The 23,176-nt window shown below is 70.0% G+C and carries 23 protein-coding genes and 1 pseudogene; 13 read left to right on the top strand and 11 right to left on the bottom strand.

Annotation, left to right across the window (positions count from 1 at the left end; genetic code table 11):
- Positions 1 to 23: 23 nt before the first annotated feature.
- Positions 24 to 368 (top strand): hypothetical protein, encoded by a 345-nt coding sequence (locus tag ACIBVL_RS28585; protein WP_399101309.1) that lies wholly within the window; start codon positions 24 to 26, stop codon positions 366 to 368.
- An 11-nt stretch (positions 369 to 379) separates the two neighbouring features.
- On the opposite strand, the gene ACIBVL_RS28580 is transcribed toward ACIBVL_RS28585, so the two are convergent.
- Entirely contained in the window at positions 380 to 1,621 is a 1,242-nt protein-coding gene (locus ACIBVL_RS28580) for a PP2C family protein-serine/threonine phosphatase (protein WP_399101307.1), read from the bottom strand.
- Positions 1,622 to 1,955: 334 nt separating this feature from the next.
- Here ACIBVL_RS28580 and ACIBVL_RS28575 point away from each other — a divergent pair, with 334 nt between their 5' ends.
- The 4 genes from ACIBVL_RS28575 (at position 1,956) to ACIBVL_RS28560 (ending at position 5,283) form a co-directional block, all read left to right on the top strand.
- The gene (locus ACIBVL_RS28575; RefSeq protein WP_399101305.1) at positions 1,956 to 2,138 is read left to right on the top strand and encodes a hypothetical protein; all 183 of its coding nucleotides are present in this window, start codon (positions 1,956 to 1,958) and stop codon (positions 2,136 to 2,138) included.
- 211 nt (positions 2,139 to 2,349) lie between these two features.
- The gene (locus tag ACIBVL_RS28570; protein WP_399101303.1) at positions 2,350 to 2,784 is read left to right on the top strand and encodes a hypothetical protein; all 435 of its coding nucleotides are present in this window, start codon (positions 2,350 to 2,352) and stop codon (positions 2,782 to 2,784) included.
- Positions 2,785 to 2,860: 76 nt separating this feature from the next.
- Positions 2,861 to 4,111 carry a CaiB/BaiF CoA transferase family protein gene (locus tag ACIBVL_RS28565; protein WP_399101823.1) on the top strand — a complete coding sequence of 417 codons (1,251 nt, stop codon included), beginning with the start codon at positions 2,861 to 2,863 and terminating at the stop codon, positions 4,109 to 4,111.
- The gene (locus ACIBVL_RS28560; protein WP_399101301.1) at positions 4,108 to 5,283 is read left to right on the top strand and encodes an acyl-CoA dehydrogenase family protein; all 1,176 of its coding nucleotides are present in this window, start codon (positions 4,108 to 4,110) and stop codon (positions 5,281 to 5,283) included. The genes ACIBVL_RS28565 and ACIBVL_RS28560 overlap by 4 nt, the downstream gene beginning before the upstream one ends.
- A gap of 410 nt (positions 5,284 to 5,693) precedes the next feature.
- Here the strand turns inward: ACIBVL_RS28560 and ACIBVL_RS28555 are convergent, their stop codons facing one another.
- From ACIBVL_RS28555 to eno, 6 genes are all read right to left on the bottom strand, one after another.
- Entirely contained in the window at positions 5,694 to 6,638 is a 945-nt protein-coding gene (locus tag ACIBVL_RS28555) for a 3-hydroxybutyryl-CoA dehydrogenase (RefSeq protein ID WP_399101299.1), read from the bottom strand.
- Positions 6,639 to 6,936: 298 nt separating this feature from the next.
- On the bottom strand, positions 6,937 to 7,845 hold the full coding sequence (locus ACIBVL_RS28550) for a LysR substrate-binding domain-containing protein (protein ID WP_399101297.1): 909 nt from the start codon (positions 7,843 to 7,845) through the stop codon (positions 6,937 to 6,939).
- Between the two features lie 118 nt (positions 7,846 to 7,963).
- Complete coding sequence (locus ACIBVL_RS28545) at positions 7,964 to 9,073, bottom strand: alcohol dehydrogenase catalytic domain-containing protein (protein WP_399101295.1); 1,110 nt, start codon at positions 9,071 to 9,073, stop codon at positions 7,964 to 7,966.
- Between the two features lie 131 nt (positions 9,074 to 9,204).
- Positions 9,205 to 9,756, bottom strand: coding sequence for a carboxymuconolactone decarboxylase family protein (locus ACIBVL_RS28540; protein WP_399101293.1), 552 nt, complete (start codon positions 9,754 to 9,756; stop codon positions 9,205 to 9,207).
- A gap of 24 nt (positions 9,757 to 9,780) precedes the next feature.
- Positions 9,781 to 10,785, bottom strand: a complete 1,005-nt coding sequence (locus tag ACIBVL_RS28535) for a VOC family protein (protein ID WP_399101291.1) — start codon at positions 10,783 to 10,785, stop codon at positions 9,781 to 9,783.
- Between the two features lie 59 nt (positions 10,786 to 10,844).
- Positions 10,845 to 12,152, bottom strand: coding sequence for a phosphopyruvate hydratase (eno, locus tag ACIBVL_RS28530; protein ID WP_399101289.1), 1,308 nt, complete (start codon positions 12,150 to 12,152; stop codon positions 10,845 to 10,847).
- Between the two features lie 487 nt (positions 12,153 to 12,639).
- Here eno and ACIBVL_RS28525 point away from each other — a divergent pair, with 487 nt between their 5' ends.
- Positions 12,640 to 12,780: a hypothetical protein gene (locus ACIBVL_RS28525; RefSeq protein WP_399101287.1), complete on the top strand. Its 141-nt coding sequence runs from the start codon at positions 12,640 to 12,642 to the stop codon at positions 12,778 to 12,780.
- Positions 12,777 to 12,926 carry a hypothetical protein gene (locus ACIBVL_RS28520; protein WP_399101285.1) on the top strand — a complete coding sequence of 50 codons (150 nt, stop codon included), beginning with the start codon at positions 12,777 to 12,779 and terminating at the stop codon, positions 12,924 to 12,926. Before ACIBVL_RS28525 ends, ACIBVL_RS28520 begins: the two co-directional genes overlap by 4 nt.
- Before the next feature lie 78 nt (positions 12,927 to 13,004).
- On the opposite strand, the gene ACIBVL_RS28515 is transcribed toward ACIBVL_RS28520, so the two are convergent.
- A complete protein-coding gene (locus tag ACIBVL_RS28515; protein WP_399101283.1) occupies positions 13,005 to 14,036 on the bottom strand; it encodes a LacI family DNA-binding transcriptional regulator in 1,032 nt (343 codons plus the stop codon).
- Positions 14,037 to 14,113: 77 nt separating this feature from the next.
- On the opposite strand from ACIBVL_RS28515, the gene ACIBVL_RS28510 reads away from it, so the two are divergent.
- Positions 14,114 to 15,001, top strand: a complete 888-nt coding sequence (locus ACIBVL_RS28510) for a fumarylacetoacetate hydrolase family protein (protein WP_399101281.1) — start codon at positions 14,114 to 14,116, stop codon at positions 14,999 to 15,001.
- Between the two features lie 195 nt (positions 15,002 to 15,196).
- On the opposite strand, the gene ACIBVL_RS28505 is transcribed toward ACIBVL_RS28510, so the two are convergent.
- Entirely contained in the window at positions 15,197 to 16,465 is a 1,269-nt protein-coding gene (locus tag ACIBVL_RS28505; protein ID WP_399101279.1) for an MFS transporter, read from the bottom strand.
- Positions 16,466 to 17,202: 737 nt separating this feature from the next.
- Here ACIBVL_RS28505 and ACIBVL_RS28500 point away from each other — a divergent pair.
- The 3 genes from ACIBVL_RS28500 to ACIBVL_RS28490 are packed head-to-tail and all read left to right on the top strand — an operon-like array spanning position 17,203 to position 19,831.
- Positions 17,203 to 18,207, top strand: a complete 1,005-nt coding sequence (locus tag ACIBVL_RS28500; RefSeq protein WP_399101276.1) for a C-terminal binding protein — start codon at positions 17,203 to 17,205, stop codon at positions 18,205 to 18,207.
- Positions 18,204 to 19,256 carry a phosphotransferase family protein gene (locus ACIBVL_RS28495; protein WP_399101274.1) on the top strand — a complete coding sequence of 351 codons (1,053 nt, stop codon included), beginning with the start codon at positions 18,204 to 18,206 and terminating at the stop codon, positions 19,254 to 19,256. Before ACIBVL_RS28500 ends, ACIBVL_RS28495 begins: the two co-directional genes overlap by 4 nt.
- A 44-nt stretch (positions 19,257 to 19,300) precedes the next feature.
- Positions 19,301 to 19,831, top strand: coding sequence for a cupin domain-containing protein (locus ACIBVL_RS28490; RefSeq protein ID WP_399101272.1), 531 nt, complete (start codon positions 19,301 to 19,303; stop codon positions 19,829 to 19,831).
- 134 nt (positions 19,832 to 19,965) lie between these two features.
- On the opposite strand, the gene ACIBVL_RS28485 is transcribed toward ACIBVL_RS28490, so the two are convergent.
- Both ACIBVL_RS28485 and ACIBVL_RS28480 read right to left on the bottom strand, forming a co-directional pair.
- The gene (locus ACIBVL_RS28485; RefSeq protein WP_399101848.1) at positions 19,966 to 20,382 is read right to left on the bottom strand and encodes a hypothetical protein; all 417 of its coding nucleotides are present in this window, start codon (positions 20,380 to 20,382) and stop codon (positions 19,966 to 19,968) included.
- A gap of 77 nt (positions 20,383 to 20,459) precedes the next feature.
- Positions 20,460 to 20,726, bottom strand: a pseudogene (locus ACIBVL_RS28480) (LacI family DNA-binding transcriptional regulator); the annotation flags it as partial.
- Positions 20,727 to 21,221: 495 nt separating this feature from the next.
- On the opposite strand from ACIBVL_RS28480, the gene ACIBVL_RS28475 reads away from it, so the two are divergent.
- Both ACIBVL_RS28475 and ACIBVL_RS28470 read left to right on the top strand, forming a co-directional pair.
- On the top strand, positions 21,222 to 22,532 hold the full coding sequence (locus ACIBVL_RS28475; RefSeq protein ID WP_399101270.1) for an ABC transporter substrate-binding protein: 1,311 nt from the start codon (positions 21,222 to 21,224) through the stop codon (positions 22,530 to 22,532).
- Between the two features lie 21 nt (positions 22,533 to 22,553).
- On the top strand, positions 22,554 to 23,176 hold a 623-nt coding region (locus ACIBVL_RS28470; RefSeq protein WP_399101268.1), incomplete at its 3' end, for a carbohydrate ABC transporter permease.

Here is a 23,176-nt window from a genome sequence, read left to right as displayed (position 1 = left end):
TCGCCCACCACGGGCGGGACGCCTTGACCGACACCTGTGTCATCTCCTACGGGCAAGGCCGCGAGAAGCCCGACCCGCAGCCGTTCCGCAAAGCCTGCGCCGACCTCGGCACCGACCTCCGCACCGCTCTCATGATGATTTATCCGGAAATGTTTGCGCTGGAGGGCGGGGAGGAGTCAGAGTCGGAGGAGGGACAGGAGGCGACCGTGACCGTCCTCGCGATGTTTCTTCTTCTGATCGGGACACTGGTGATCCTGCTCGGGATGCTTCTGGTCGTCGTCGGGGTAGTCGTGATCTTCATGGGGATCGCCCTGATCGCCATCGCGGCCTTCCTGCTGGTCCGGAGAGTGCTGAGGCACCGAGAGTAGAAACGCGAGCCTCAGCCGAGGGTGGCGAGATGATCGGCATCGCCGCCTCGCCACTCGACGAGGAAGATGGTCGCGTCGTCGCTCGTGGTGCCGCCGCGTTCCTCTTTCAGGGCGTGGGAGAGCGCTCGCACCACCGCCCGTACCTCGGTGCGGTCGCGGAGGATGCGGTTGGTCCACTCGACGAGCTGCTCCTCGCCGAACTGTTCTCCGCCGGCCTCGTGCTCCTCGATCAGGCCGTCGGTGAAGCACAGCAACCGGTCCCCGGGGCGCAGCATCCGCTCGCTGACCACCGGTTCCTCTCCGCCGAACCCGACCGGCAACGTGGTCGGGCTCTCCAGCCGGTCCACCACGGCGCGGTCACGGATCAGGAACGGAGCCGGGTGACCGGCGTTGACCCACTGCAGCCGGCCCGTGGCGATGTTCAGGATCATCATCTGCGCCGTGACGAAGTGCTCCGGGCCGAACTGCTGGTTGATGGCGCTGTCCATGAACGCGTACACCTGGGACAGATCGGTATGGGCACGTCGCGTGTGGCGATAGGCGCCGACGGCCACCGTCGCCATGGTCGCCGCGTCCAGCCCGTGACCCATCGCGTCGAGCATGGCCACGTGCAGGATGTCGCCGTTGAGGGCGTAGTCGAAGCTGTCGCCGGCCACGTCGTAGGCGGGCTCCAGGATTCCGGCCACCTCGACCTGCGGAACCGTCATCGACAGCGGGGGCAGCAACGACCACTGGATCTCCGCGGCCACGCTCATCGGGGCGCTGCGGCGGGCCTGGAAGAACTGGTCGGTGTAGGCGTCCTTGGTGACGATCATGTCGGCGACCAGGCCGGCGAGTCTGCGGAGCAACCGCCGGTCGTCGTCGTCGACCCTGTCCAGGGTGACGGCCATCGCCCCGATCTGGTCGCTGCCGTCCAGCAGCGGCAGGTACATCCGCACACTGCCGTTCTGCGGCACCTCCACCGTTCTGCGGCTCAGGAACGCCTCGCCGGCGGGGGAGTCCTCGACCGGCTCGGGGCCACCGACCCTCAGCCTCCGGCCCGGCAGCGGCACCAGCAGCACCTGCTCGTAGTCCTGCAGGAGGATGGAGACCTCCCGCCCCCCGACCCTGGCCACCTCCTCCGCGACGAGTGGGGCGATCAAGTCCGGCGGCATCTCGTGAGCCCGGTCCAGCAGCACACCCAGCAGTCGCTCGCCGAACCCCTCCGACCGGTCCACCCCAACTCCGTCCGGTCCGTGCCCACCGTCCGTCATCGCTGTCTGCTTCCCTTCGCCCCGGGGCATGGGGAACGCATCGGGGTGGCTCCCGTCCACGCGCTGTCCGCGGGCGCCCCGGCGCCTCCTCGTCGAACCGCAGCCGGTGCGTGGCGGTACCGGCCGCAATGGCGTCGGCGCCTTCACACCCCGACCCACGGGGCCGTACGCGACGCACCCGTCCGACGCTCTCGGACCCGTCCGGCAGGCAGCGCCGATCGGCGCGGCACGACGCTGTCGACCGGCACAGGTTCGCATCCCCGACCGGTCCGACGAGCCGATTACGCCATGGGCGGCATGTCGCCCCCGAACGCGGGTCACCCCCAGGGACGGCATGAAGATCGCAATCGCCGGTGGCACGGGTGTGGCCGGACGGCTCGTGATGGGGGCACTGCGGGCGCGCGGGCACGTGCCCGCGGCGCTGTCGCGGGGGCAGGGTGTCGATCTGCTGAGCGGAGCCGGGCCGGATACGGCGCTGGCCGGGGCCGAGGCGGTCGTCGACGTCTCCGCGACGTGATCACGAGTGCGCAAGCACCCGCGGCCGGCGGGACCCGCGGTGGGAGCCATGCCGTGCAGACGGCTCTGACCTCGGCGGATGGAACGTTTTCCGCGCACAAAGATGCGCCATCTCGTCGTTGACCGGCGATTCGCTGCCGGGCCAGGGTGAGGGGGACATCGGATTCCGATCACCCGTTTTCCGGTCGCCGAACTGCGTGCGGGAGGCCGCGATGCTCCAGACAGAAACCCGAGAACACACCGAGCCCCGGGAAACCCCCGACGCGGCTGCCGCCGACGCGACACCGACGGGCCCGCCGGCCGCACCGGCGGGGTGCCGCGAACTCTTCTTCCAGCGCTGCGTGTGGTGCGGCACACCGGCCTACCGGCGCTCGTTCTGCCGTGCCTGCGGGTCCATGACCTTCAGCAGGGAACGCAGCGCGGGCGTCGGGGTCGTCGTTCGCCGCAACGGCCACGCCCACCACAACACGTGGTTCGTCGCCATGGACGAGGGCTTCAACCTGCTCTGCCAGGTCACGGGGACGGCACCGTTCGTGGTGGGGGTGGGCGTGCGGGTGACTGTCGTACGAGCCGGAGCACCCATCGGGCAGGGCCTTCCCGTCGTCGAACTCACCGAGTCGGCACGGCCTCTGCCGCGTCTGTGGTGAGGGTCCCGCTCCGGCTCCGACGGAGTCACGCGGGCGGGACGATCAGAGAGGAGGGTGTGTGAGCACCCAGCACAACATGCCGGACGGACGGGCCGGCGGTCTCGACGGAGCGGGGCGGAGCGCGCTGCACGGTCTGCGCATCGCCGACTTCTCCCGGGTTCTCGCGGGGCCGTACGCCACCATGCTCCTCGCCGACCACGGGGCCGACGTGATCAAGGTCGAGCGGCCGGGCATCGGGGACGACACCCGGGCCTGGCACCCGCCCGCGGACCGCGACGGTACCTCGACGTACTTCCTGAGCGTCAACCGGAACAAGAGGTCGGTCGTCCTGGACCTCGCGACCGGGGCCGGGCTCGAACAGGCCCGAGCCCTGGTCGCCGAGTGCGACGTGGTGGTGGAGAACTTCCGTCCCGGCACGATGGAGCGGCTGGGGCTCGGCCCCAAGGAACTCCGGGCCCGCCATCCGGGGCTGATCTACTGCTCGATCAGCGGTTTCGGCAGAGGCGCGGGCGCCGCGATCCCCGGATACGACCTGCTCGTGCAGGCTGTCGGCGGTCTGATGAGCGTGACCGGAACCGCGGACGGGGAACCGGTCAAGGCGGGCGTGGCCCTGGTCGACGTGATCACCGGACTGCATGCCTCGCTCGGCATCCTCGCGGCGCTGCGGCACCGGGACGTCACCGGGGAGGGGCAGCTCGTGGAGGTGAACCTGCTCGGCTCGCTGCTGTCGGCCATGGTCAACCAGGCATCGGCGTACGCCGTCGCCGGTGTCGTCCCCGGGCGTATGGGCAACGCGCATCCGAGCATCGCTCCGTACGAGACGTTCCCGACCGCCGATCGCCCGATCGCCCTCGCGGTGGGCAACGACAGGCAGTTCGCCGCGCTGGCCGGGGTCGTCGGCAATCCCGGTCTCGCGCTCGACGACCGCTTCCGTACCAACACGGATCGCGTCGCTCACCGCGGCGAGCTGCGGGAGAACCTGACCGGGTTGCTGCGGACCGCGGGCGCGGATCAGTGGTCGACGGCCCTGCTGGCCGCAGGGGTGCCGGCCGGCCCGGTCAACGGCCTCGACGAGGCGTTTGCCTTCGCTCACCAACTCGGCCTGCCCGGCATCGTCGAGATCCCTGCCGCGACGGCGGAAGGAGCGAGCGGCGCGCCCGTCCGCCAAGTCGCGCATCCCATCACGCTGAGCGCAACTCCCGCCCGGTACCTGCTGCCCCCGCCGCGGCTGGGCCAGCACACCGAAGAGATCCTCCACCGCCAGGTCGGCACCTCTACCGACCCGGCGCCCGAACACACAACCACGACCACAAGGAGCCCCGGATGAACGGCAAGCCGCTGAAGGACCCCCTCGACCTGCTCGACATCGCTTCCGTCCTCACCGACGAGGAGCGGGAGATCCAGGCCACCGTGGCCAAGTTCCTCGCCGACCGGGTGCGGCCGCACGTCGGCGAGTGGTTCGAGAACGCCCACTTCGCCCGTGAACTCGCCCCTGAGCTCGGCAAGTTGGGCGTCCTCGGCATGCATCTCGAAGGATACGGCTGTGCCGGCACGAACGCGGTCGGCTACGGACTGGCCTGTCTGGAGCTGGAGGCGGCGGACTCCGGCTTCCGCAGCTTCGTGTCCGTGCAGGGCTCGTTGTCGATGTTCTCCATCTGGAAGTGGGGCTCGGAGGAGCAGAAGCAGGAGTGGCTGCCCCGGCTGGCCGCCGGTGAGGCGATCGGCTGCTTCGGGCTGACCGAGCCCGACTTCGGCAGCAACCCCGCCGGCATGCGCACCCGGGCCGTACGCGACGGCGGCGACTGGATCCTCAACGGCTCCAAGATGTGGATCACCAATGGCGGTATCGCGGACGTGGCCACCGTGTGGGCACAGACCGAGGACGGCATTCGCGGCTTCCTCGTGCCGCGCGGCACGCCCGGCTTCACCACCCAGGACATCAAGCAGAAGATGTCGCTGCGCGCCTCGATCACCTCGGAGCTCTCCTTCGACGACGTACGACTGCCCGACTCGGCACGGCTTCCGCTGGCGGAGGGTCTGCGCGGACCACTGTCCTGCCTGAACGAGGCCCGCTTCGGCATCCTCTTCGGCGCGGTGGGCGCCGCCCGCGACTCGCTCCAGGCGGCCGTCGAATACGCCGACTCCCGGGTGCAGTTCGACAAGCCGATCAGCGCCTTCCAGCTCACGCAGAAGAAGCTCGCCGACATGACCGTGTCCCTGGGCACCGCCGCGCTGCTGGCCGTGCATCTGGGCCGGCTCAAGGACCAGCACCGCATCCGGCCCGAACAGATCAGCGTCGGCAAGCTCAACAACGTCCGCGAGGCCCTCGCCATCGCGCGCGAGTGCCGCACCGTCCTGGGTGCCAACGGCATCTCCCTCGAGTACTCGCCGCTGCGCCACGCCAACAACCTGGAGTCCGTGCTGACGTACGAAGGCACCAGTGAGATGCACACCCTGGTCGTCGGACAGGCGATCACCGGCCGGCCGGCGTACCGCTGAATCGGGGGAAGGCCGAGGGAGCAACGCCGTGGACACCGTCGTACGGGTCCCGTAACACACCCTGACCGGCGCGGACCACGCCCTCCACTGCGAGGAGGCGCGGCTGAGCCCTGAGCGGCGGTGTGCGGAACGAACCGGAGGGCACCGGCACCGGACTGCGGCAGTGCGCCCGGATCGGGGGGGCCGGGCTGGTCCGGGACCGGTCCGGCCCTCCGCCGTACGCCGGAGCGGCGGGAGGGGATCGTGGCTTTCCGGCTCGCGGGGGAGCTCTTGCGGCGGCCACCGCCGCGGTCACCTCGCAAGCTCCGTGCAGGACGAGCAGTTCGGCCGGACAACGGCGGCGTGCAGACGCACGCCGCCGTATCTCTTCAAGCCGTTCCGGTCCCGTCCTGTCCCTGGACCGGTCCCGCTCAGGCCGATCCGAAGGCTCCGACATGCGAGGGCCGCCTTGACGGGGGTGCGGCCCGTCCCGAATCCGGCCGCTGCCCGCAGGCCGCCCCGTAGGTGAAGAATCCCTGTCCCGACTTACGGCCCAGCAGGCCCGATTCGACCATGCGGCGCAGCAGCGGGGGCGGTGCGTACAGCGGTTCCCGGTACTCCTCGTACAGCGCCTCGCCGATGGCCGCCACGGTGTCGAGGCCGATGAGGTCGGCGAGGCGCAGCGGGCCCATGGGGTGGGCGCAGCCGGCCGTCATCCCGGTGTCGATGTCCTCCGCCGTCGCCGTGCCGGAGCCGACCATCCGCACCGCCGCCAACAGGTAAGGAATCAGCAGGGAGTTCACCACGAATCCCGCCCGGTCCTGGGCCACGACGGTCTTCTTGCCCAGCACGTCCCCCGCGAAGGCGCGCACGCGCTGTTCCGTGGCCTTGGAGGTGTGCAGCGTGGGGATGATCTCGACCAGGGGCATGACGGGGACGGGGTTGAAGAAGTGCAGGCCCACCACGGCCTCCGGTCGTCCGGTCGCGGCGGCGAGCCGGGCGATGGGAATCGAGGAGGTGTTGCTGGCGAGTACGGCTGCCGGGTCGGTGACCACCTTGTCCAGCTGCCGGAACAGCTCCGTCTTGGCCTCCTCGTCCTCGACGGCGGCCTCGATGACCAGGTCGGCGCCGGACAGGCGGGAGAGGTCGGCGGTGGCCGCGACCCCGGCGAGGGCGTGTGCGCGGTCCTCCGGCCCGATGGCGCCGCGCTGCTCCGCCTTGAGCAGGGAGTCCGCCACCCCCGCGAGGCCGGCGCGGGCCCGGTCCTCGGTCACGTCGCACAGCGTGACGCGCAGTCCGGCCCGGGCGCAGACCTCGGTGATTCCCCGGCCCATCTGGCCGGCGCCGACGACGCCCACGTGCTTGATCGATGTCATGTGCTCCTCCGCCTGTTCCTCCGTCCGTGGCGGCCGAACGGTGCCACCACGGACTGTGGTTCCGTATCGAGCCTAGGCCGGGTGCACCCCCTCTGACCTGCTCGGACGGTGCGTCATCCGCGTACAAAGATGCGTGGGTCCGTCGTTGACCGGCGCTGCCGTGGGGAGCACGACGATCACGACCGGGGCGGCCCGGCGGCGGGAGAGGGGAGCCGGCGGAGGCAGCCGTGGGCATCCGGGACCGCGTTCGCCGACCGGGTGTCAGGCATGCGCTGACACCGGCCGGCGCACCGGGGTTTCAGCCGGCCGTGACCGTCGCGGTGGACGCCTCCCGCAGCCTGCGGATCACACCGCGCACCGCGGGCGAGGTCTCACCCCGGCGGTAGGCACCCACCAGCCGGGTGGTCGGCGCCACGTCAGCCAGCGGGCGGTAGGCGACCCCTGGGATCCGGACGCGGCGCAGGGAGTCGGGGACCAGGGCGACCGCGAGACCACCGCCCACCAGGGTGAGCGCGGCGATGAAGTCCCGGACCGGGGGAGCGCATCGCGGGCTGAAACCCCCTTGCTCCGCCACTTCGAGGATCTGGTCGCGGCAGCCGTACTCCTCGTCGAAGTGCGGTGCCACGAAGCACTCGTCGCGCAGCTTCGCGGCCGGGACCGCCTCGTACGCCGCCAGCGGCGCATCGACAGGCAGCGCCAGGACCACCTCCTCCGTGAGCAGGCAGATGGCTGTGACTTCGGGCGGGTACTCCGGCCGCCAGCGCAGAAAGCCGACATCGATGTCCCCGCAGGCCAGCGCCTCCAGCTGGGCCGGGGTCTCCAACTCGCGTACCTGCACCGTCAGATCGGTCCCGGGAGCTGCGCAGCGGGTGAGGACGTGGGTCAGCACCCCCGAGAACGCGGCCGAGGCGACGTACGCGATCTGGGCGTGCCCCAGCTCGCCGCGCCCGGCGCGCCGGCCCACCGCCACGGCCCGGGCGGCCTGAGCGAGGGTGAGCCGCGCTTCTTCGAGGAACAGCCGCCCGGCACCGGTCAGGGCCGGGCGGGTGCGCCGGCCGCGGTCGATCAACCGTACGCCCAGGTGCGACTCCAGGGCTCTGACCTGGGCGCTGAGGGCTGACGGGGCCAGGTGCAGACGGTCCGCGGCGCGCGCGAAGTGCAGTTCCTCCGCGACGGTGACGAACGATTCCAGCCAGCGCAGTTCCATCGGCTCCTCCGTCCTGCCGCCGAGAGCACCCGTGGTCGCCGCGGCCGTGGGTGGGCACCCCGCGGCGGTGTCGGGGCAGAACAGGACCGCCGCGGGGTGAGTGTGCGGGATCCGCCGTTCAGGGGATCACGACGTAGTTGCTGAACCCGCCGTCGAGGTCCGTCGCGCGTCCCGAGATCGCCTCGTTGACCTCGGCCAGCGGGAAGGGCTTCGTGATCAGGTACGACAGGTCCAGAGCCCCGGTCGCCACCATGTCGGCGACCTCCTGGCCCTGCGCGGTGCTGAACCAGTTGGAGCCGATCAGCTGGACCTGCTCGTCCATGAGCCACTTCACGTCCAGGGACAGCCGGTCGGCCACACCGCCGACGTTGACCACCCTGCCGCCGCGGCGGACACCCCGCATGGAGTCGAGCATGGTCTCCACGGGAGCCTTGGCACCCAGGGCGCTGATGACGAAGTCCGCCCCCTCGCCGCCGGTGCGGGACTTCGCCCACTCGCCGGAGGAGCGCTCGCCCAGCCGCATGACCTCGATCCGGTCCGGGGCCAGCTCATGGACGCGCTTGAGCAACTCCTCGTTGCGGCCGGTCCCGAGGACCCTGGAGACACCCGAGGCCAGTGCGAGGAGGGTGGCGGCGACGCCGAGGGTGCCGGTGATCCCGTCGATCAGCGCCACCTGGCCGGGGCCGGCCGCCGCGCACGCGAGGGCTCGGTAGGAGGTGCCGATGTAGCCGAGCTTGCCGGCCTGCTCGAACGTCATGTTGTCGGGGATGTTGACGATCGCGTGCTGCGGTGCCGTCATGTACTCGCAGAAACCCCCGTAGGGGTAGAGGTCGAAGATCCGCTGACCGTCCCGGGAGGTGCTGAAGTAGCCGTTCAGGGTGAAGTAGCGGCAGCGGCTGAGCTCGCCGCCGCGGCACACCTGACAGCTGCCGCAGGACCGCAGCGGGCTCACATAGACCCGGTCGCCGGGCTTGGTGTTGAGCACCGCCTCGCCAACCGCCTCGACCACGCCCGCCGGGTCCAGACCGAAGATCGCGGGCAGCTTGGGCAGCGGCTGGTGCGGATACCAGGTGGGCCAGTTGTTGATCACGTTGGCCATGTTCGGCACGATTCCGCACGCCTTGACCCGTACCAGGACGTCGGTCGCCCGCGGGACGGGCACGTCGACCGTGTCCACGGACATCGGCTCACCGAGCGCGTGCAGTCGAGCAGCGAGCATTTTCGCCATTGAAATACTCCTTGAAACTGTTCCGTCCCGACGATCGGGGGCCGGAGACTTTCCTTTCGGCGACCGAGGCGGCGGAACGGCGGCTCGGTAATCACATCTCGGTTACTGACGGGCCGAATCGGCGCCCAGAACTACGAATTCGGAAACGGGTTGGCGTAGTTGTCTTCGAGGTCGATGTCCAGCAGGCCCATGATGCGGACGCCGGAGTTGTACCAGGCGATGGACAGCGCGAGCTCGACCATCTGCTTCCGGGGCAGGCGCTCGGCAGCGGCACGCCAGGTCTCCTCGCAGACGTCGACCCGGAGCGTGGACTCCTTGGCCAGGCGCATCACCGCCTTCTCCGTCTCGTCGAACACCTCGGCCCTCTCGAAGTCGCCCACCGCGGCGATCTGTTCCTCCGTGAGCCCGGCCCGCAGCGCGTGCGAGTGGTGGTGCGCCACCTCGTACGCGGAGCGGGTGAGGTGCCCCACGGTCAGGATCGCCAGTTCGCGCAGTGCGGGGCTGAGCTCTCCGGCCCGCAGCGCGTTGGCGTAGGTCAGGAAGCCGTCCAGCTGGTCCGGCGCGTTGGCGAGGGCGAGGAAGATGTTCGCCGTCGGTACCTTGCGTTCGGCTTCCAGCCGGTCGTACAGGGGCTTGTGCGACTCGTCCGCGTCCTCGCGGCGCAGATAGGGAACTCGTGCCATGGCGTCTCCTCGGGGGCTCAAGGGTCAGTGCGTGGACTGTTCGAGCAGGAACCGCTCGAGCGTCATCGGCTGCGGCGTTTCGGCCGGCGGGGTCTGCTTCACGCCCACGAAGGGCGACGCCTCGAAGTACCACTTCTCCAGCGCCGGAAGCCCCCAGCGGACGTTCGTGCTCAGCGATCCCGCGTCCCAGCGGACGGGCTCCACCTCGGTGTCGATCGTCTGGTAGTGGCTGTTGAAGACCTCCACCCGGTGGCCGTCGGGGTCGCGGAGGTAGGTGAAGAGCATCCCGCCCGGGCCGTGACGTCCCGGACCCCGCTCCACGCCCTCGCCGTAGCCGAGGATGCCCGCCCAGTCGCAGGCGGTGAAGATGTCACGGCTCTCGGAGACGGTGTACGCGAAGTGGTGCAGGGCGGGGCCGGTGTTCTCCACGATCGCGAGGTCCAGGCAGGTGCCCTTGCGGTACATGAACGCACTCAGCAGCTTGTCGCCGTGGGCCAGGTACTCGGAGTTGCGGAAGCCGAGTTCGCCGTAGAACGCGGTCAGCTCGTAGGCGTTCGGTGCGAAGGTCTGGAAGTGGTCCAGCCGCTGGGCGTGGGCACCCTTGTGGTGCTCGAAGCCGATGTGCAGCCGCGGGCGCGTCTCCATGTGCGCGCAGAGTTCGAGCGGTGTACCGGTGGGGTCGCTGACGTGCAGGGTACGGCCCTGGTAGGGGAGGTCGACCCACTCCGCGGGCAGCCCCCGGTCGCGGAACCACGCGTAGGCGATGTCGAGGTCCTCGTCGAAGAAGACGCGGAAACCGATCCTCCGGCAGGCGCCGGCCCCTTCCGCGTCCAGCTCCAGCACGAGGCTGTGGTGGCATGCCTCGGCGAGGCCGCGGAGGTAGCAGGTGCGCTCGTCCTCGTCGCTGACGACGAGTCCGAGGGCGTTCACGTAGAAATTCCGGGATTCGGCGAGGTCGGCCACGGTGAGACGCACATGGCTGGTTCGGGTGATGTTGAAACTCGGGCGCAGGTTGACGGGGGGCAGCATGCTGGTCTCCGTGCTCCGGTCGGCTCTGTATTCCACTGAACTCAATACTGCTGGATTTTCTATCGCCTCGTGGCAGGTGCGGAATCGGCGAATGTGAAGGCGGACCATCCGCTGAATTCCGCGGCATCGCCGAGCGACTCCTCGATGCGCAGAACCTCGTTCCACTTGGCCATACGCTCGGAGCGTGTGAACGAGCCGACCTTGAGCTGGCCGGCGTCCCATCCGACGCTCAGGTGCGCGATGGTGATGTCCTCGGTCTCACCGGAGCGGGCCGACACGATGGTGCCGAAGCCGGCGTCCTTTCCGGCGCGCAGCGCCTGGTGGGCCTCGGTGACCGTGCCGGCCTGGTTCGGCTTGACGAGGACGGCGTTGGCCGCGCCGTCGGTGGCCGCCGCCTCCACCCGCTTGGCGTTGGTGACGAGGTAGTCGTCGCCGATCACCTGGCAGCGGTGGCCGTAGCGCCGGGTGAACTCGACCATGCCGTCCTGGTCGTCCTCGCCCACCGGGTCCTCGACGGACAGGATCGGGTACTGCTCGATCCAGCCGCCGAGCATGTCGATCAGCGCCGCGGTGTCCAGGGTGCGGTCGTCGAGCGCGAGCGTGTACCGCCCGCCGCCGCCGAACTGGGAGGCCGCGACGTCCAGGGAGATGCCGACCTGGGCCGCCGGTGTGAAGCCGGCGGTCTCGATGGCCAGGGTCAGCGTCTCCAGGGCCTCCTCGTTGGAGTCGAACGCGGGCCAGAAGCCGCCCTCGTCGGCCACGCCCTGGGCCTTGCCCGCCGCGCGCATCAGGCTGCCGGCCGCCCGGTAGATCTCCGCCGTCCAGTCCAGGGCCTCGGAGAAAGTCGCCGCCGCGGGGCAGACCACCATGAAGTCCTGCACGTCGACGCGGCGGTCCGCGTGGGCGCCGCCGCCGAAGATCTGGATCTCCGGCAGGGGAATGCGGACCGGACGCCCGCCGGACAGGTGCTGCCACAGGGGCACGCCTGCCGACGCGGCGGTGGCGTGCAGGATCGCCATGGAGGTGGCCACGATGGCGTTGCCGCCGAGGCGGCTGCGGTCGGGGGTGCCGTCGAGGTCCACCAGGAGCCGGTCGACGGCTTCCTGATCGGTCGTGTCGAGGCCCAGGAGAGCGGGAGCGATCTCGTCGTTCACCGAGCCCACCGCGCGGTGGACGTCGAGCCCGCCGAAGCGTTCGCCCCCGTCGCGCAGATCGAGGGCCTCGCCCTGGCCCATGGAGGCGCCCGCCGGCGCGATGGCCCGCCCGACCGCGCCGTCCCCGAGGTGGACCTCGACCTCGACGGTCGGCCGGCCGCGTGAGTCCCACACCCTGCGGCCGTAGAGCCTGGCGATCCGCGCGTCTGTCATGGCGGTGCAACCTTTCGGAGTTCGGACCATCGGGGGGCCGGGCCGGGCCTGCCCTCGCGGCAGGGCCCTCCGGGGCGCAGCCGACCTCGCGGTGCGGCATCCGGATCGGCGGGGCGCCGGGGCAGAGGGCGAGCGAAGCGTCGTACGGCTCTCTTCGTCGCCGCCGCCGGGCCGACGGGAGTGGGGATGCGAAGGCGAGGGGCGCTGCGGCAAATGCTAACGATAGCGCAATGGTGCGCAGCGCTTGTCTCGGTGTCAAGGGGGAGGTGCCTCTCCATTTCGGACCGTCAGGAGCGGCTGCCGACCTCTTGGTGTCCTTCAGCGCCAATGCTATCGTTCGCACAACTGGTCCGCTCCGGTGAGGACTCCGGCGGACCTGCGCTCCTCCTGGACGGACGGACAGCACAGGTGGGCGTGGGCCCGCCGGGCCGGACCGCGGCCGGACCGAAAGCGAGCCGACACGACAGCCGAGCCCTCCGTGGCACCGATGACCCTCACCACTGTCGTCGCGAGCACGCGTCCCGGACGTGTGGGCAGGTCCGTCGCGGACTGGTTCACCATCCGGGTCGCGGAGTGCGACGAGTCCGAGTCGCACGTGGTCGACCTGCGCGAACTCACGCTTCCGTGACCGTGAGCATCCCGTTCGTCAGCGAGCGGGTCGAGGGCGGCGCGTTCCGGGCGGGCGAGATCCATGAGACCGCTGCGGAGCAGGTGCTCGACGAGCCGGCGCGCACGGCGCGCGTCATGCGCCGGCTGCGCGGCGCAGCGCACTGATCCGCGCAGGCGGTACGGAGGCGCCCGGGGTGTATCGCTCCGGGCGCCTCGGCACGTGCGGCCGATGTCGCTCCGCGGTCAGCCGGACGGGGACGGGAGCCGGTCGCCGGGTGGTGCGGTGCTGCCGCGCAGGAGCAGCGTTCCGGGCGAGAGGGAGGTGTACGGGCCGTCGTTGCTCGGCTTGGTCTTGAGCCGGCGCATCAGCCACAGCGCGCAGCCGGTGGCCATCTCCTGGATCGGCAGACCGATCGTGGTGAGTCCGGGACCCCACCAGGAGAAGCCGGGCTCGTCCCCGAACCCGACCACCGACAGGTCCGTGGGCACCTTCACGTTCTGCGCGGACAACTCCTCCAGGACGCCCAGCGTGAGCTGGATCGATCCCAGTACGAGCGCGGTGGGCGCATCCGGACCCTCGAGCAGCCGGCGTACCGTCTCGCGGCCGTGGTTCACGGACGACGGCGGCCCCAGCTCCGCGCGCCCGGCATCGTCCGGCAGGCCGCCTTCGCGCAGGGCGCTGCGGAAGCCGCGCAGACGCTCGGCACCCGTGGGCAGCTCCTCGGGGCCGCCCATGTAGGCGATGCGGGTGTGCCCCTGGGCCACCAGGTGCGCCGTGGCCTGGCGCAGCGCCTCGTGGTCGTCCACGCCGAACCACTGGGATCCGAGCAGGGTGTGGCGGCGCAGCAGCTGCAGGTGCGGCAGGGCGCGCAGGAGCTTGACGGATTCGCCGTGCGGACGCGCGGTGGGCACGATGATGACGCCCGCGACGCGGTTCGCCGAAAGCTCCCGCAGATGGCGCAGTTCCACCATCCGGTCGTCGTCGGTCTCCGAGAGCATCAGCTGGTAATCCTCGGCCTCCATGTTCTTGGACAGCTCGTGCGCGATGGTCGAGTAGAAGCTGTTGCGGATGTCCGGGATCACCAGCGCGACCACGTTGCTGGACGCGCCCCGCATCATCCGCGCCGCGCGGTTGCCGACGTATCCCATCTCGGAAGCGGCCTGGCGGACCCGGAACTTGGTCTCCTCGCTGATGCGCGGATCGTCGGCGAGTGCCCGGCCGACGGTCGAGACGGAGACGCCGAGGTGTTCGGCGATGTCCCTGGTGGTGATCACTTAGAGGCCCCTTCGAGCTACCGGATCCTGGTGCGGTCACTTTCCGTGTGCCAACGATAGCGCTGCTGTCGTGCTCCGTGGCCGGACGAGTGGGGCGCCGGACCAATCATCTGCTTCGTGCTAACGTTAGCATTGCTGGATGGGCCGTGCAGCCGCCCCCGGCTGCCCAATTGCGGAGGTCTCCTTTGCGAATCGTCAGGTATGCCGTCGGCGGTGTGCGGCACTACGGGGAACTCGAATTCGGTGACACGCGGATCGCCAGATTCGAAGGCGATCCCTTCACCGGACTGGTCGCCACAGGGTGCGTCGACGATGTCGGTGACGTCGTCGTTCTCCCACCGCTCGAGCGGCCCCGGATCTTCGGGTTCGCCTACAACTACGCCTCACACATCGACGAGACCGAGCGTGAGATTCCGGAAGTTCCCGTCTGCTTCATGAAGCCGAGCACGGCTGTCATTGGGCCGGGGGACGCGATCGTGTTTCCAGTGGACGGTGAACTTATCCATTTCGAGGGCGAGTTGGTCGTCGTCATGGGAAAGGAAGCCCGCCATGTGAAGCCCTCCGAGGCCCATGAATACATCCTCGGCTACACGTGCGGGAATGATGTCAGCGACCGCATCGTCCAGCGCAAGGAGAGTGCGTTCGGGACGCTGCTGATCGGGAAGGGACAGGACACCTTCGCTCCCCTCGGACCGGTCATCGCCACCGAACTCGACCCGTCCGGGCTGTCGCTGACCACTCGTGTGAACGGGACGGTCGTGCAGTCGGCGAGCACGGCCGACCTGCTGCTCGCCGTGCCCGACATCGTCGCCTACCTGAGCCGGTATCTGACGCTGCTGCCCGGTGACGCGATCATGACCGGCACGCCGTCCGGTGTCGGTCCGATCCGCCCCGGAGACGAGGTCGAGGTCGAGATCCAGGGCATCGGTGTGCTGCGCAACCCCGTCGTCGCCGAGAGCCTCTGACTCCGGGACCCGCCGTAGGCCGAGAAAGGGGGTTGCCCACCACCGAACGGTGGTGGGCAACCCCCTTGCGTGTCTGCGGGGTGTGGCGCGCGCGTCTGCCGAGGTGTCGTCGGTTGCCGACTCCCCCCTCCCGACTTCGCTCGAGCGGGGGCACCCCTGTCACCCCGCTCACCGGGACCGCTCAGGCGCGGCCGCTCAGCGGTCCGCGTTGTTGAACAGCGACGGGCGGACGAAGGTCAGGGCGACGACACCCACCAGCGGCAGGAACGTGACCTGAAGGAGGCCGGCCCGGCTCCAGCCGACGGAGTCCACCAGGGCGGCGAACAGCAGTCCCGAGAACGCCGCCGTTCCGTAGTAGCTGGTGACGAAGAGGCCGGAGGCGCGTCCGATCTGCTCGGGTCGGACGGCCCGCTGCATCGCGCTGTTGGTGTTGGGGTAGATGAAGCCCAGCCCGAAGGCGCCCATGAGGAAGGCGAACGCGCACTGCGCGCCGACGCCGGCCCGGGTCTCGTAGATGCACACGGCGACGGCCGAGACGGCCAGCAGGCTCCCGATCAGAAGGGTGCGCTGGTTCATACGGTCGCCGAGCCAGCCCCCGAGGAGGGCCGTCATGCCGCCGAAGCCCAGCAGGCTCATGGCGAGGGCCGCCTGCTCGGAGGTGTAGTGCAGCGAGGTGATGAGGTACGTCGGGTAGAGGCCGAGGAACCCGTAGATGGCCACACCGCTGACCACCGAGTGGACGGCCAGCGCGATGCTGTTGCGGTTGTAGGCGGAGGCCGGCATGTACTCGTAGGTCCTGGTCGAGACGGCCTTCTCGACGGCGTGCTCGGTCAGGCCGGTCTTCACGAGGAAGAGGGAGGCGGCGGCGATCAGCAGGCCGGCCGTACCGAACAGGTAGAAGGGCGCGTGCCAGGTGCCGTGCAGGTTCATGAGCCGGACGCCGATCAGCGGGGCGACGAACACGCCGATGGAGTAGCCCACGCCGATGATGCCGAAGGCCAGGCCCCGCCGGTGGGTGAAGAAGGCGCCCAGCGCGGCGAAGATCGCGGCGGACTGCATGCCCTCGCCGAAGCCGGAGACGACGCGGTACACGGTCATGTCGGCGAAGCCGACGGCCAGTGGCGTGGCCATCGTGCCCAGGGAGTAGATCACGATGCTGACCAGGAGCACGGTCTTGCGCCGGAAGCGGTCCAGGAGGTAGCCGGCGGGCAGGCCGGCCAGGGCCATGCCGAGCGTGAAGTTCGTGGCCAGCAGTCCGCCCTGCTCCAGGGAGAAGCCGTAGCCCTGGCGAATGTCGGGCAGCAGCGGGGGGAAGACCTGGCGGTCCATCGCGTTGACCATGTAGGAGAGCACCACCAGCAGGAAGCCCACCCCGGTCATGCCCCTGGAAATGGGTGCGCGGTTGCTTTCCTGCGTGTCGTCGGCGGGCACGGGATGGGTGTCGACTTGCGCTGCGTGAGTCATGGCGGCTCCTGAGGAGGAATGGGCCGCGGCAGGCCGCGGCGGATGCCTCGCCGGTACGGGGTCGTACGGCGATGACGAGAAGCGGTGAGCTGAACACGGACTCGCGTCGGCGACGGTGAGGTGGTCGCCGATCGGTGGAATGGGGCGATGGGCCGCAGCGCGGTCGGACGCCGCGTGCGGAATTCATTCGTGTATCGCCCGTCGGTGACGTCCGTGGCTGTGGCGTCGTCGACAGCCGGACCTCGTGCGGACACATATCGGTCACGCGGTCGGCGTTGGCAGAAACCTTGAATGCGAAGTCCCTCATGCGTCAAGACGCGGGCAGGGGATTTCTTCGGCGGTCCGTGTTTTCCCCGCGTCGGCCGGTTCCGCGCTTCCCGGCGAACGCGGGCGGGGTGTCGGCGACCGAGTCCGCGGCCGGGCTCTTGACGTTCCGAAGGGCGTCGGTGCTATCGTTAGCACTGCGTGGCTGTGACAGAGTGACTCGACGTGCCCCGGCATCTCGTGACCCGTTCCCGGGACGTACCGCGGCGCCCGAACCGACCACAAGTCGGCGGGTGCCGGCGTCCCGACCCGAGCCCAGTGACCCTCCCCACCCCGCCCATGGCGGCCAACGGCCTCATCGGACATGCCGTCGGTCGCCCTTCCGGATGACGATCGAACCTGCTGACCGGACGTGAAGGGCGGGACGCCCGGCCGCCGGCGGCGGCCGCACGACTCTGCGAGGACGACCTGCCATGAAACCATCGAGCCGCCCAGGCACCGTGCTGCTCACCGACCATGCCTGGCCCGACGACTCCGTCGAGCGATCCGTGATCGAGGAAGCGGGCCACACCCTGGTGACCGGCCCTGCCGAGCCCGCCTCAGCCGACGTGATCGAGGACCTGGTCGCCGCACACCGGCCCGCCGGGATCCTGACCTGCTGGGCGCCTGTCTCCGCCACCGCGATCGGCACCTCGCCGGAGCTGCGGATCGTGGCCAGGCTCGGGGTCGGTCTCGACAACATCGCCGTGGACGCCGCCACCGCGCGGGGTGCGTGGGTGACGAACGTTCCCGACTACTGCGTCGAGGAAGTCTCCGACCATGCCGTCGGCATGGTGCTGGCATGGACGCGCGGACTGGCCCGGTCCGACCGGGAGGTCCGCGCGGGCCGCTGGGACCCCGCGAGCGCCCGGTTGCGCCGACTGTCGACGCTGACCTGCGGCGTTGTCGGGTACGGACGTATCGGACGAGCCACCGTGCGCAAGCTCGGTGCGTTCGGCTGCCGGATCCTCGCCCACGACCCGCACCCGCCCAGGGACGCCCCCGGGGTGGAGATGGTGGACCTGGAGGAACTGCTGCGCCGCAGCGACGTGGTGATCCTCCACGTGCCGCTCACGCCCGGCACCCACCACCTCATCGGTGCCGAGCAACTGGCGGCGATGAAGCCGGGCGGGCTGCTGGTCAACGTCAGCCGCGGTGGTCTGGTGGACACCGACGCGGTCACCGACGCACTGAACGGCGGACGACTGGACGGAGCCGCCTTCGACGTGCTGGAGAGCGAACCCCATGTGCCCACCGCGCTGCTGGACCAGCCCGGTGTGCTGCTCACCCCCCACGTGGCCTTCTCCTCCGACGCCTCCGTGACAGAACTGCGCCGCCGCGCCGCCGAGGAGGTCGTCCGTGTCCTCGCGGGCGAGGCACCGACGCACCCCTGCAACATCCCCGGCGACCGCCCCGCCGTTCCGGGCGGCCGGCGATGAGCCCGACCTCCGTGCCGGCGAGTCCGGACCCCCTGCTGGCCGACTTCCTGATCGCCCACCGACTCGCCCGGCCCGGCGAGACCGCCCACTGGACGCCGCTGGCCGGCGGAGTCTCGTCGGACCTGTGGCGGGTGGACCTGCCGGGGCGTTCCCTGTGCGTCAAGCGGGCCCTGGCCCGGCTGCGGGTCGCGGCGGACTGGGAGGCACCGGTCTCGCGCAACGCCTACGAATGGGCATGGATGCGGTTCGCCTCCCGGCACCGGCCCGACAACGTGCCCGAGCTGCTGGCCCAGGACGCCGAAGCCGGCCTTTTCGCGATGGCGTACCTGCCCCCCGGTCGATACCCCATGTGGAAGGCACGACTGCTCGGCGGCGAGGTGGAGGTGGCGACCGCGGCGGCCGTCGGAGAGGTACTCGGCACCCTGCACGCGGCGAGCGCGGGTGACGCGGCCATCGCCGCCGAGTTCGCCACGGACGACAACTTCCACGCCCTGCGCATCGAGCCGTATCTGCTGGCCACCGCGGCGGCGCATCCCGAGCTCGACGACATCCTCCAGAGCCTCGCCGACCGCACGTCCACCACGCGCCTGGCCCTGGTGCACGGGGACGTCAGTCCCAAGAACATCCTCGTCGGCCCGGCGGGACCCGTGCTGCTGGACGCCGAGTGCGCCTGGTACGGCGACCCGGCCTTCGACGTGGCCTTCTGCGTCAACCATCTCCTCCTCAAGACCCTGGTGGTGCCCGGACGCCGCGGTGAACTGCTGTCCTGCGCCCGGGCGCTGGTCGAGGAGTACCTCCGGTGTGTCGACTGGGAGCCCCGACCCGTCATCGAGGAGCGAGCCGCGGCACTGCTGCCGGCTCTGCTGCTCGCCCGCGTGGACGGCAAGTCCCCGGTGGAGTACCTCACCGACGACCGGCACCGACTGTTCGTACGCACCGCGGCATCGGCCCTGCTCCGGGCGCCCGTCCCCACGGTGGCGGACGTCCTGGACGCCTGGGCGGTCGCCGTCGGCACCCACGCCGAACCCGTCAGCGGCCGGCCCGACTGACCCGAGCGCTGCCGCGTACCCCACAGACCGACCGAGGAGAGACCATGCGCAGAGTCGTCACCGGCCATGACGAGCACGGCAAGTCGGTGGTTGTCAGCGACGGCCCCGTCCCGCGCAGCCGGGAGTTCACCAGCCTGCCCGGCTGGGTCTCCCGCCTGCCCTGGGCCACCGAAGCCGGCGCACCGGTCAGCCGGACCGGCGAGGACCCCACCCCGAAGGTCACCAACCTGCTTCCGGCACCCGGCGGCACCCGGTTCATCGTCCTGACGTTCCCGCCGGAGGCCGCGATGGCCGACCCGGCTTTCGACCCGGTCGCCTTCGACCGGGAACAGCGGGCCGACTCACCCGGCATCGCGGAACTCATCGAGCCCGACGGCATGCACACCACGCCGACCGTGGACTACGGCATCGTGCTGCAGGGCGAGATCGTCCTCGAACTCGACGACGGTCAGTGCACCCCGCTCGCGGCAGGAGACATCGTGATCCAGAACGGCACCCGCCACGCCTGGCGCAACCGCAGCGGCCGACCGGTCACGATGGCCTTCGTCCTCATCGGCGCGGAAACGGACCAGTGACCGCGTGGCCGTGGCGTGACGCCGGTGTCCGACCAGCTCCTTCTGAGATTCTCAGCCGAGAGTCCAGTCGACGCTGTCGGTGTACGGGGAGCCGTTGACGGTCGCGGTGACCGTCACCGTGTTCTGCCCCGGCCTCAGTGTGACGCCGGCCCACCTGAAGACGTGGTGCCGTTGGGGCCGCCGGTCGGGAGCCAGGTGACGTAGGGCGCTCCGCTGGGGATGGTGCCGTCGGTCGCCCGCGGCACCCGGTCGGTGGCGGAGTCGAACGCCTCGGGGTCGGCGGAAATCTTGTAGTACACGGAGCAGCCGCCCTCGGGCGCCCCGCAGTACTCGTGGGTCATCACGTAGTTGCCGTTGGGCAGCCGGGTGACCACCGGCATGCCCGGCCGGTCGGCATAGGTCGGCTTCGTCACGTCGTCCACGACCGGACCCCAGGTCCGCAGGTCCGTGGAGACCTGGTGGTCGATCTTCTGCCCGTAGGCGGTGTCACGCTGGTCGGAGTAGTAGGCGATGAGCCGGCCGTCGGCGAACAGGAAGAACGGCTCCCACACCGGTGTGTGGCCGTTGCTGGAGATCGCCTCGCCACCGGTGGCGATGTTGCTGACGAAGGTCCAGGACAGTCCGCGGTCAGGGAGGCGGTTCCGTACCCGGCGGTTCGCAGAGCGACCACGCCGATGGACCGGGTGCGTCCGGGGGCCAGAGCCCTTGCCGCGTTGTTCAGTCGGTAGCCGAGCTCCTCGGCGGCCGCGCGGCCACGTCGGCGGGCCTCTTCGGAGACGTACGGCTCGTTGTTGAGGACCCGTGAGACCGTCTTGCGCGAGACGCCGGCCGGTGTGGCCACGTCCGCACTACGCGGCGCGGAGGCGCTCGCGCCCCGCAGTGCCCCTGTCGTCATGGAGTCTCCCAACGAGCGTGCCTACATCGTGCGAGGTCAGTGACATGACCGCGCGGTCTGACCGCGCGGTCAATGTCTACGCATCCACCGACCGCTCGTCAAGAGTTCGCGCAACGCCACTTGCCGAACGGATTGGCGGCCGCCGGGGTCGGCAGCCGCGCGGAGCAGACCGTCGCGCGGGCCCAGGAGTCCATGCCGGGACGGTGTCGATGCTGGTCAGGCGGATATTTCCCAGAGGGAAGCGGCGTGACGGCCGGCCCTGTCGGCCCGGTCCGGCCGCCGACAGGTGCGAGGTCTCGCCGGTCCGGCCGTCATGGTTCGCTGCATGCGGAGTCTTGACAGCGAGTCCACGGAGCGTTCACGCTTCCTGGCATCCGCCCGATCGTGTTTGTTCGATCGTGTTTGGTTCTGATCGTCCGGCGACCCTCTTTCGCCGTTACCCCTTCGCGCTGACGTGCCATTGCCTGGGCACCGCCAGCCCTGTCAGGAGCCGAAATGCGCCATTCATCCCTTGGTCAGTCCGTGCCCGGAACCAGTCGCCGAACCGTGCTGCGCGGGCTGGGCGGAGCCGCTCTGCTCGGTGCTGGTGTCCCGCTGCTGTCCGCCTGCGGCGGCAGCGGCACCGCGACCGACTCCAAGACCGTCACCGTGGGCTCCAACGCTTCCGACGCCGTCCCGAAGAAGGCATACGGCGACGTCTACGCGGCCTTCACGAAGCAGTCCGGGATCAAGGTCGCCATCAACACCAAGGACCACGGCACCTTCCAGGAACAGATCAACTCCTACCTCCAGGGCACGCCGGACGACGTGTTCCAGTGGTTCGCCGGCTACCGGATGCAGTTCTTCGCGGCCAAGGGGCTGGCCACCCCCATCGACGACGTGTGGAAGACGATCGGGGGCAACTTCCCCACCGCCATGCACGACCTGAGCAAGGGTCAGGACGGCAAGTACTACCTGGTACCACTGACCACGTCCCCGTGGGCGGTCTTCTACCGCAAGAGCCTCTTCCAGAAGTACGGCTACGAGGTCCCCGCCACATGGGACGCCTACGTCGCCCTGTGCAAGCAGATGAAGAAGGACGGCCTGGTGCCCATCGCGTTCGGCGACAAGGACGCCTGGCCGGCGATGGGCTCCTTCGACCAGATCAACTTCCGCCTCAACGGCTACGACTTCCACGTCGAGCTGATGGCGGGCAAGGCCTCCTGGACCGACGCCAAGGTCCGCAAGGTCTTCGACACCTGGGCCGAGACCCTCCCCTACCACCAGGAGGGCGCGGTCGGCCGTACCTGGCAGGACGCCGCCCAGACCCTGGTGGCCAAGAAGGCCGGCATGTATATGCTCGGCATGTTCGTGGCCCAGCAGTTCACCGACAAGGCCGACCTGGACGACCTCGACTTCTTCGCCTTCCCCGAGATCGACCCCGCCCACGGCCAGGACACCGTGGAAGCGCCGACCGACGGCATCATGCTCAGCAAGAGCCCCAAGAACCACGCCGGTTCCGTCGAACTGCTCGAATTCCTGGGCACGCCGCAGGCCGAGGAAACCTACCTCAAGGCCGACCCGAGCCTCATCGCCGCCTCCACGAAGGCCGACACCTCCGGCTACGGCCCCCTGCAGAAGAAGGCCTACGAGATGATCAGCGGCGCGAAGCATCTCACCCAGTTCATGGACCGCGACAGCCGGCCGGACTTCACCTCGACGGTGATGCAGCCCGCGCTGCAGAAGTTCGTCCGTGACCCCAAGGGCGTCGACAGCCTGCTGTCCTCGATCGAGCGACAGAAGAAGACGATCTTCGCGTCCGGCTGAGGCGAGGACCCTTCCAGCGACATGAGCATCGACACCACGAAGACCCGGGAGGCGGCCGCCGTGCCGCCTCCGGGCGCCGCCTCCTCCACGAAGCGGGTTCCGCGGGGCCACCGGCGCCTGCTGACCCGCCGCGACCGGCTCACGCTCGGCCTGATGGCCGGGGTGCCGACGGTCCTGCACGTGACCCTGGTCTGGGTCACCGCCCTCGCCTCGATCGCCCTGGCCTTCACCACCTGGGACGGCATCGGCTTCGACTCCATCACCTGGGTGGGGCTGGACAACTTCAGGGAGCTGTTCACCAACAACCCGCAGTTCTGGCCCGCCGTCCAGCACAACGTCATCTGGTTCGTCGTGCTGATCCTGATCCCGACCCCGCTCGGGCTCTTCCTCGCGGTCCAGCTGGACAAGAAGATCCGCTTCAGCCGGGTCTACCAGACCGCCTTCTTCCTCCCGGTCGTCGTCTCGCTGGCGGTCACCGGGTTCGTCTGGCAGCTGGTCTACAACCCCGACACCGGCCTGATCAACAGCGTCATCGGGGCCAACAAGCCGGGCCACTACATCGACTGGATCGGCGACCCGCACCTGAACCTGTGGGCCATCCTGGTCGCCGCCTGCTGGCGGCACACCGGCTACATGATGATCCT

The sequence above is a fragment of the Streptomyces sp. NPDC049687 genome (assembly GCF_044465285.1).
Taxonomy (GTDB): Bacteria; Actinomycetota; Actinomycetes; order Streptomycetales; family Streptomycetaceae; genus Streptomyces.
Note: the sequence above shows the minus strand (reverse complement) of the source record. Positions and strands in the feature narration are given on the sequence as shown.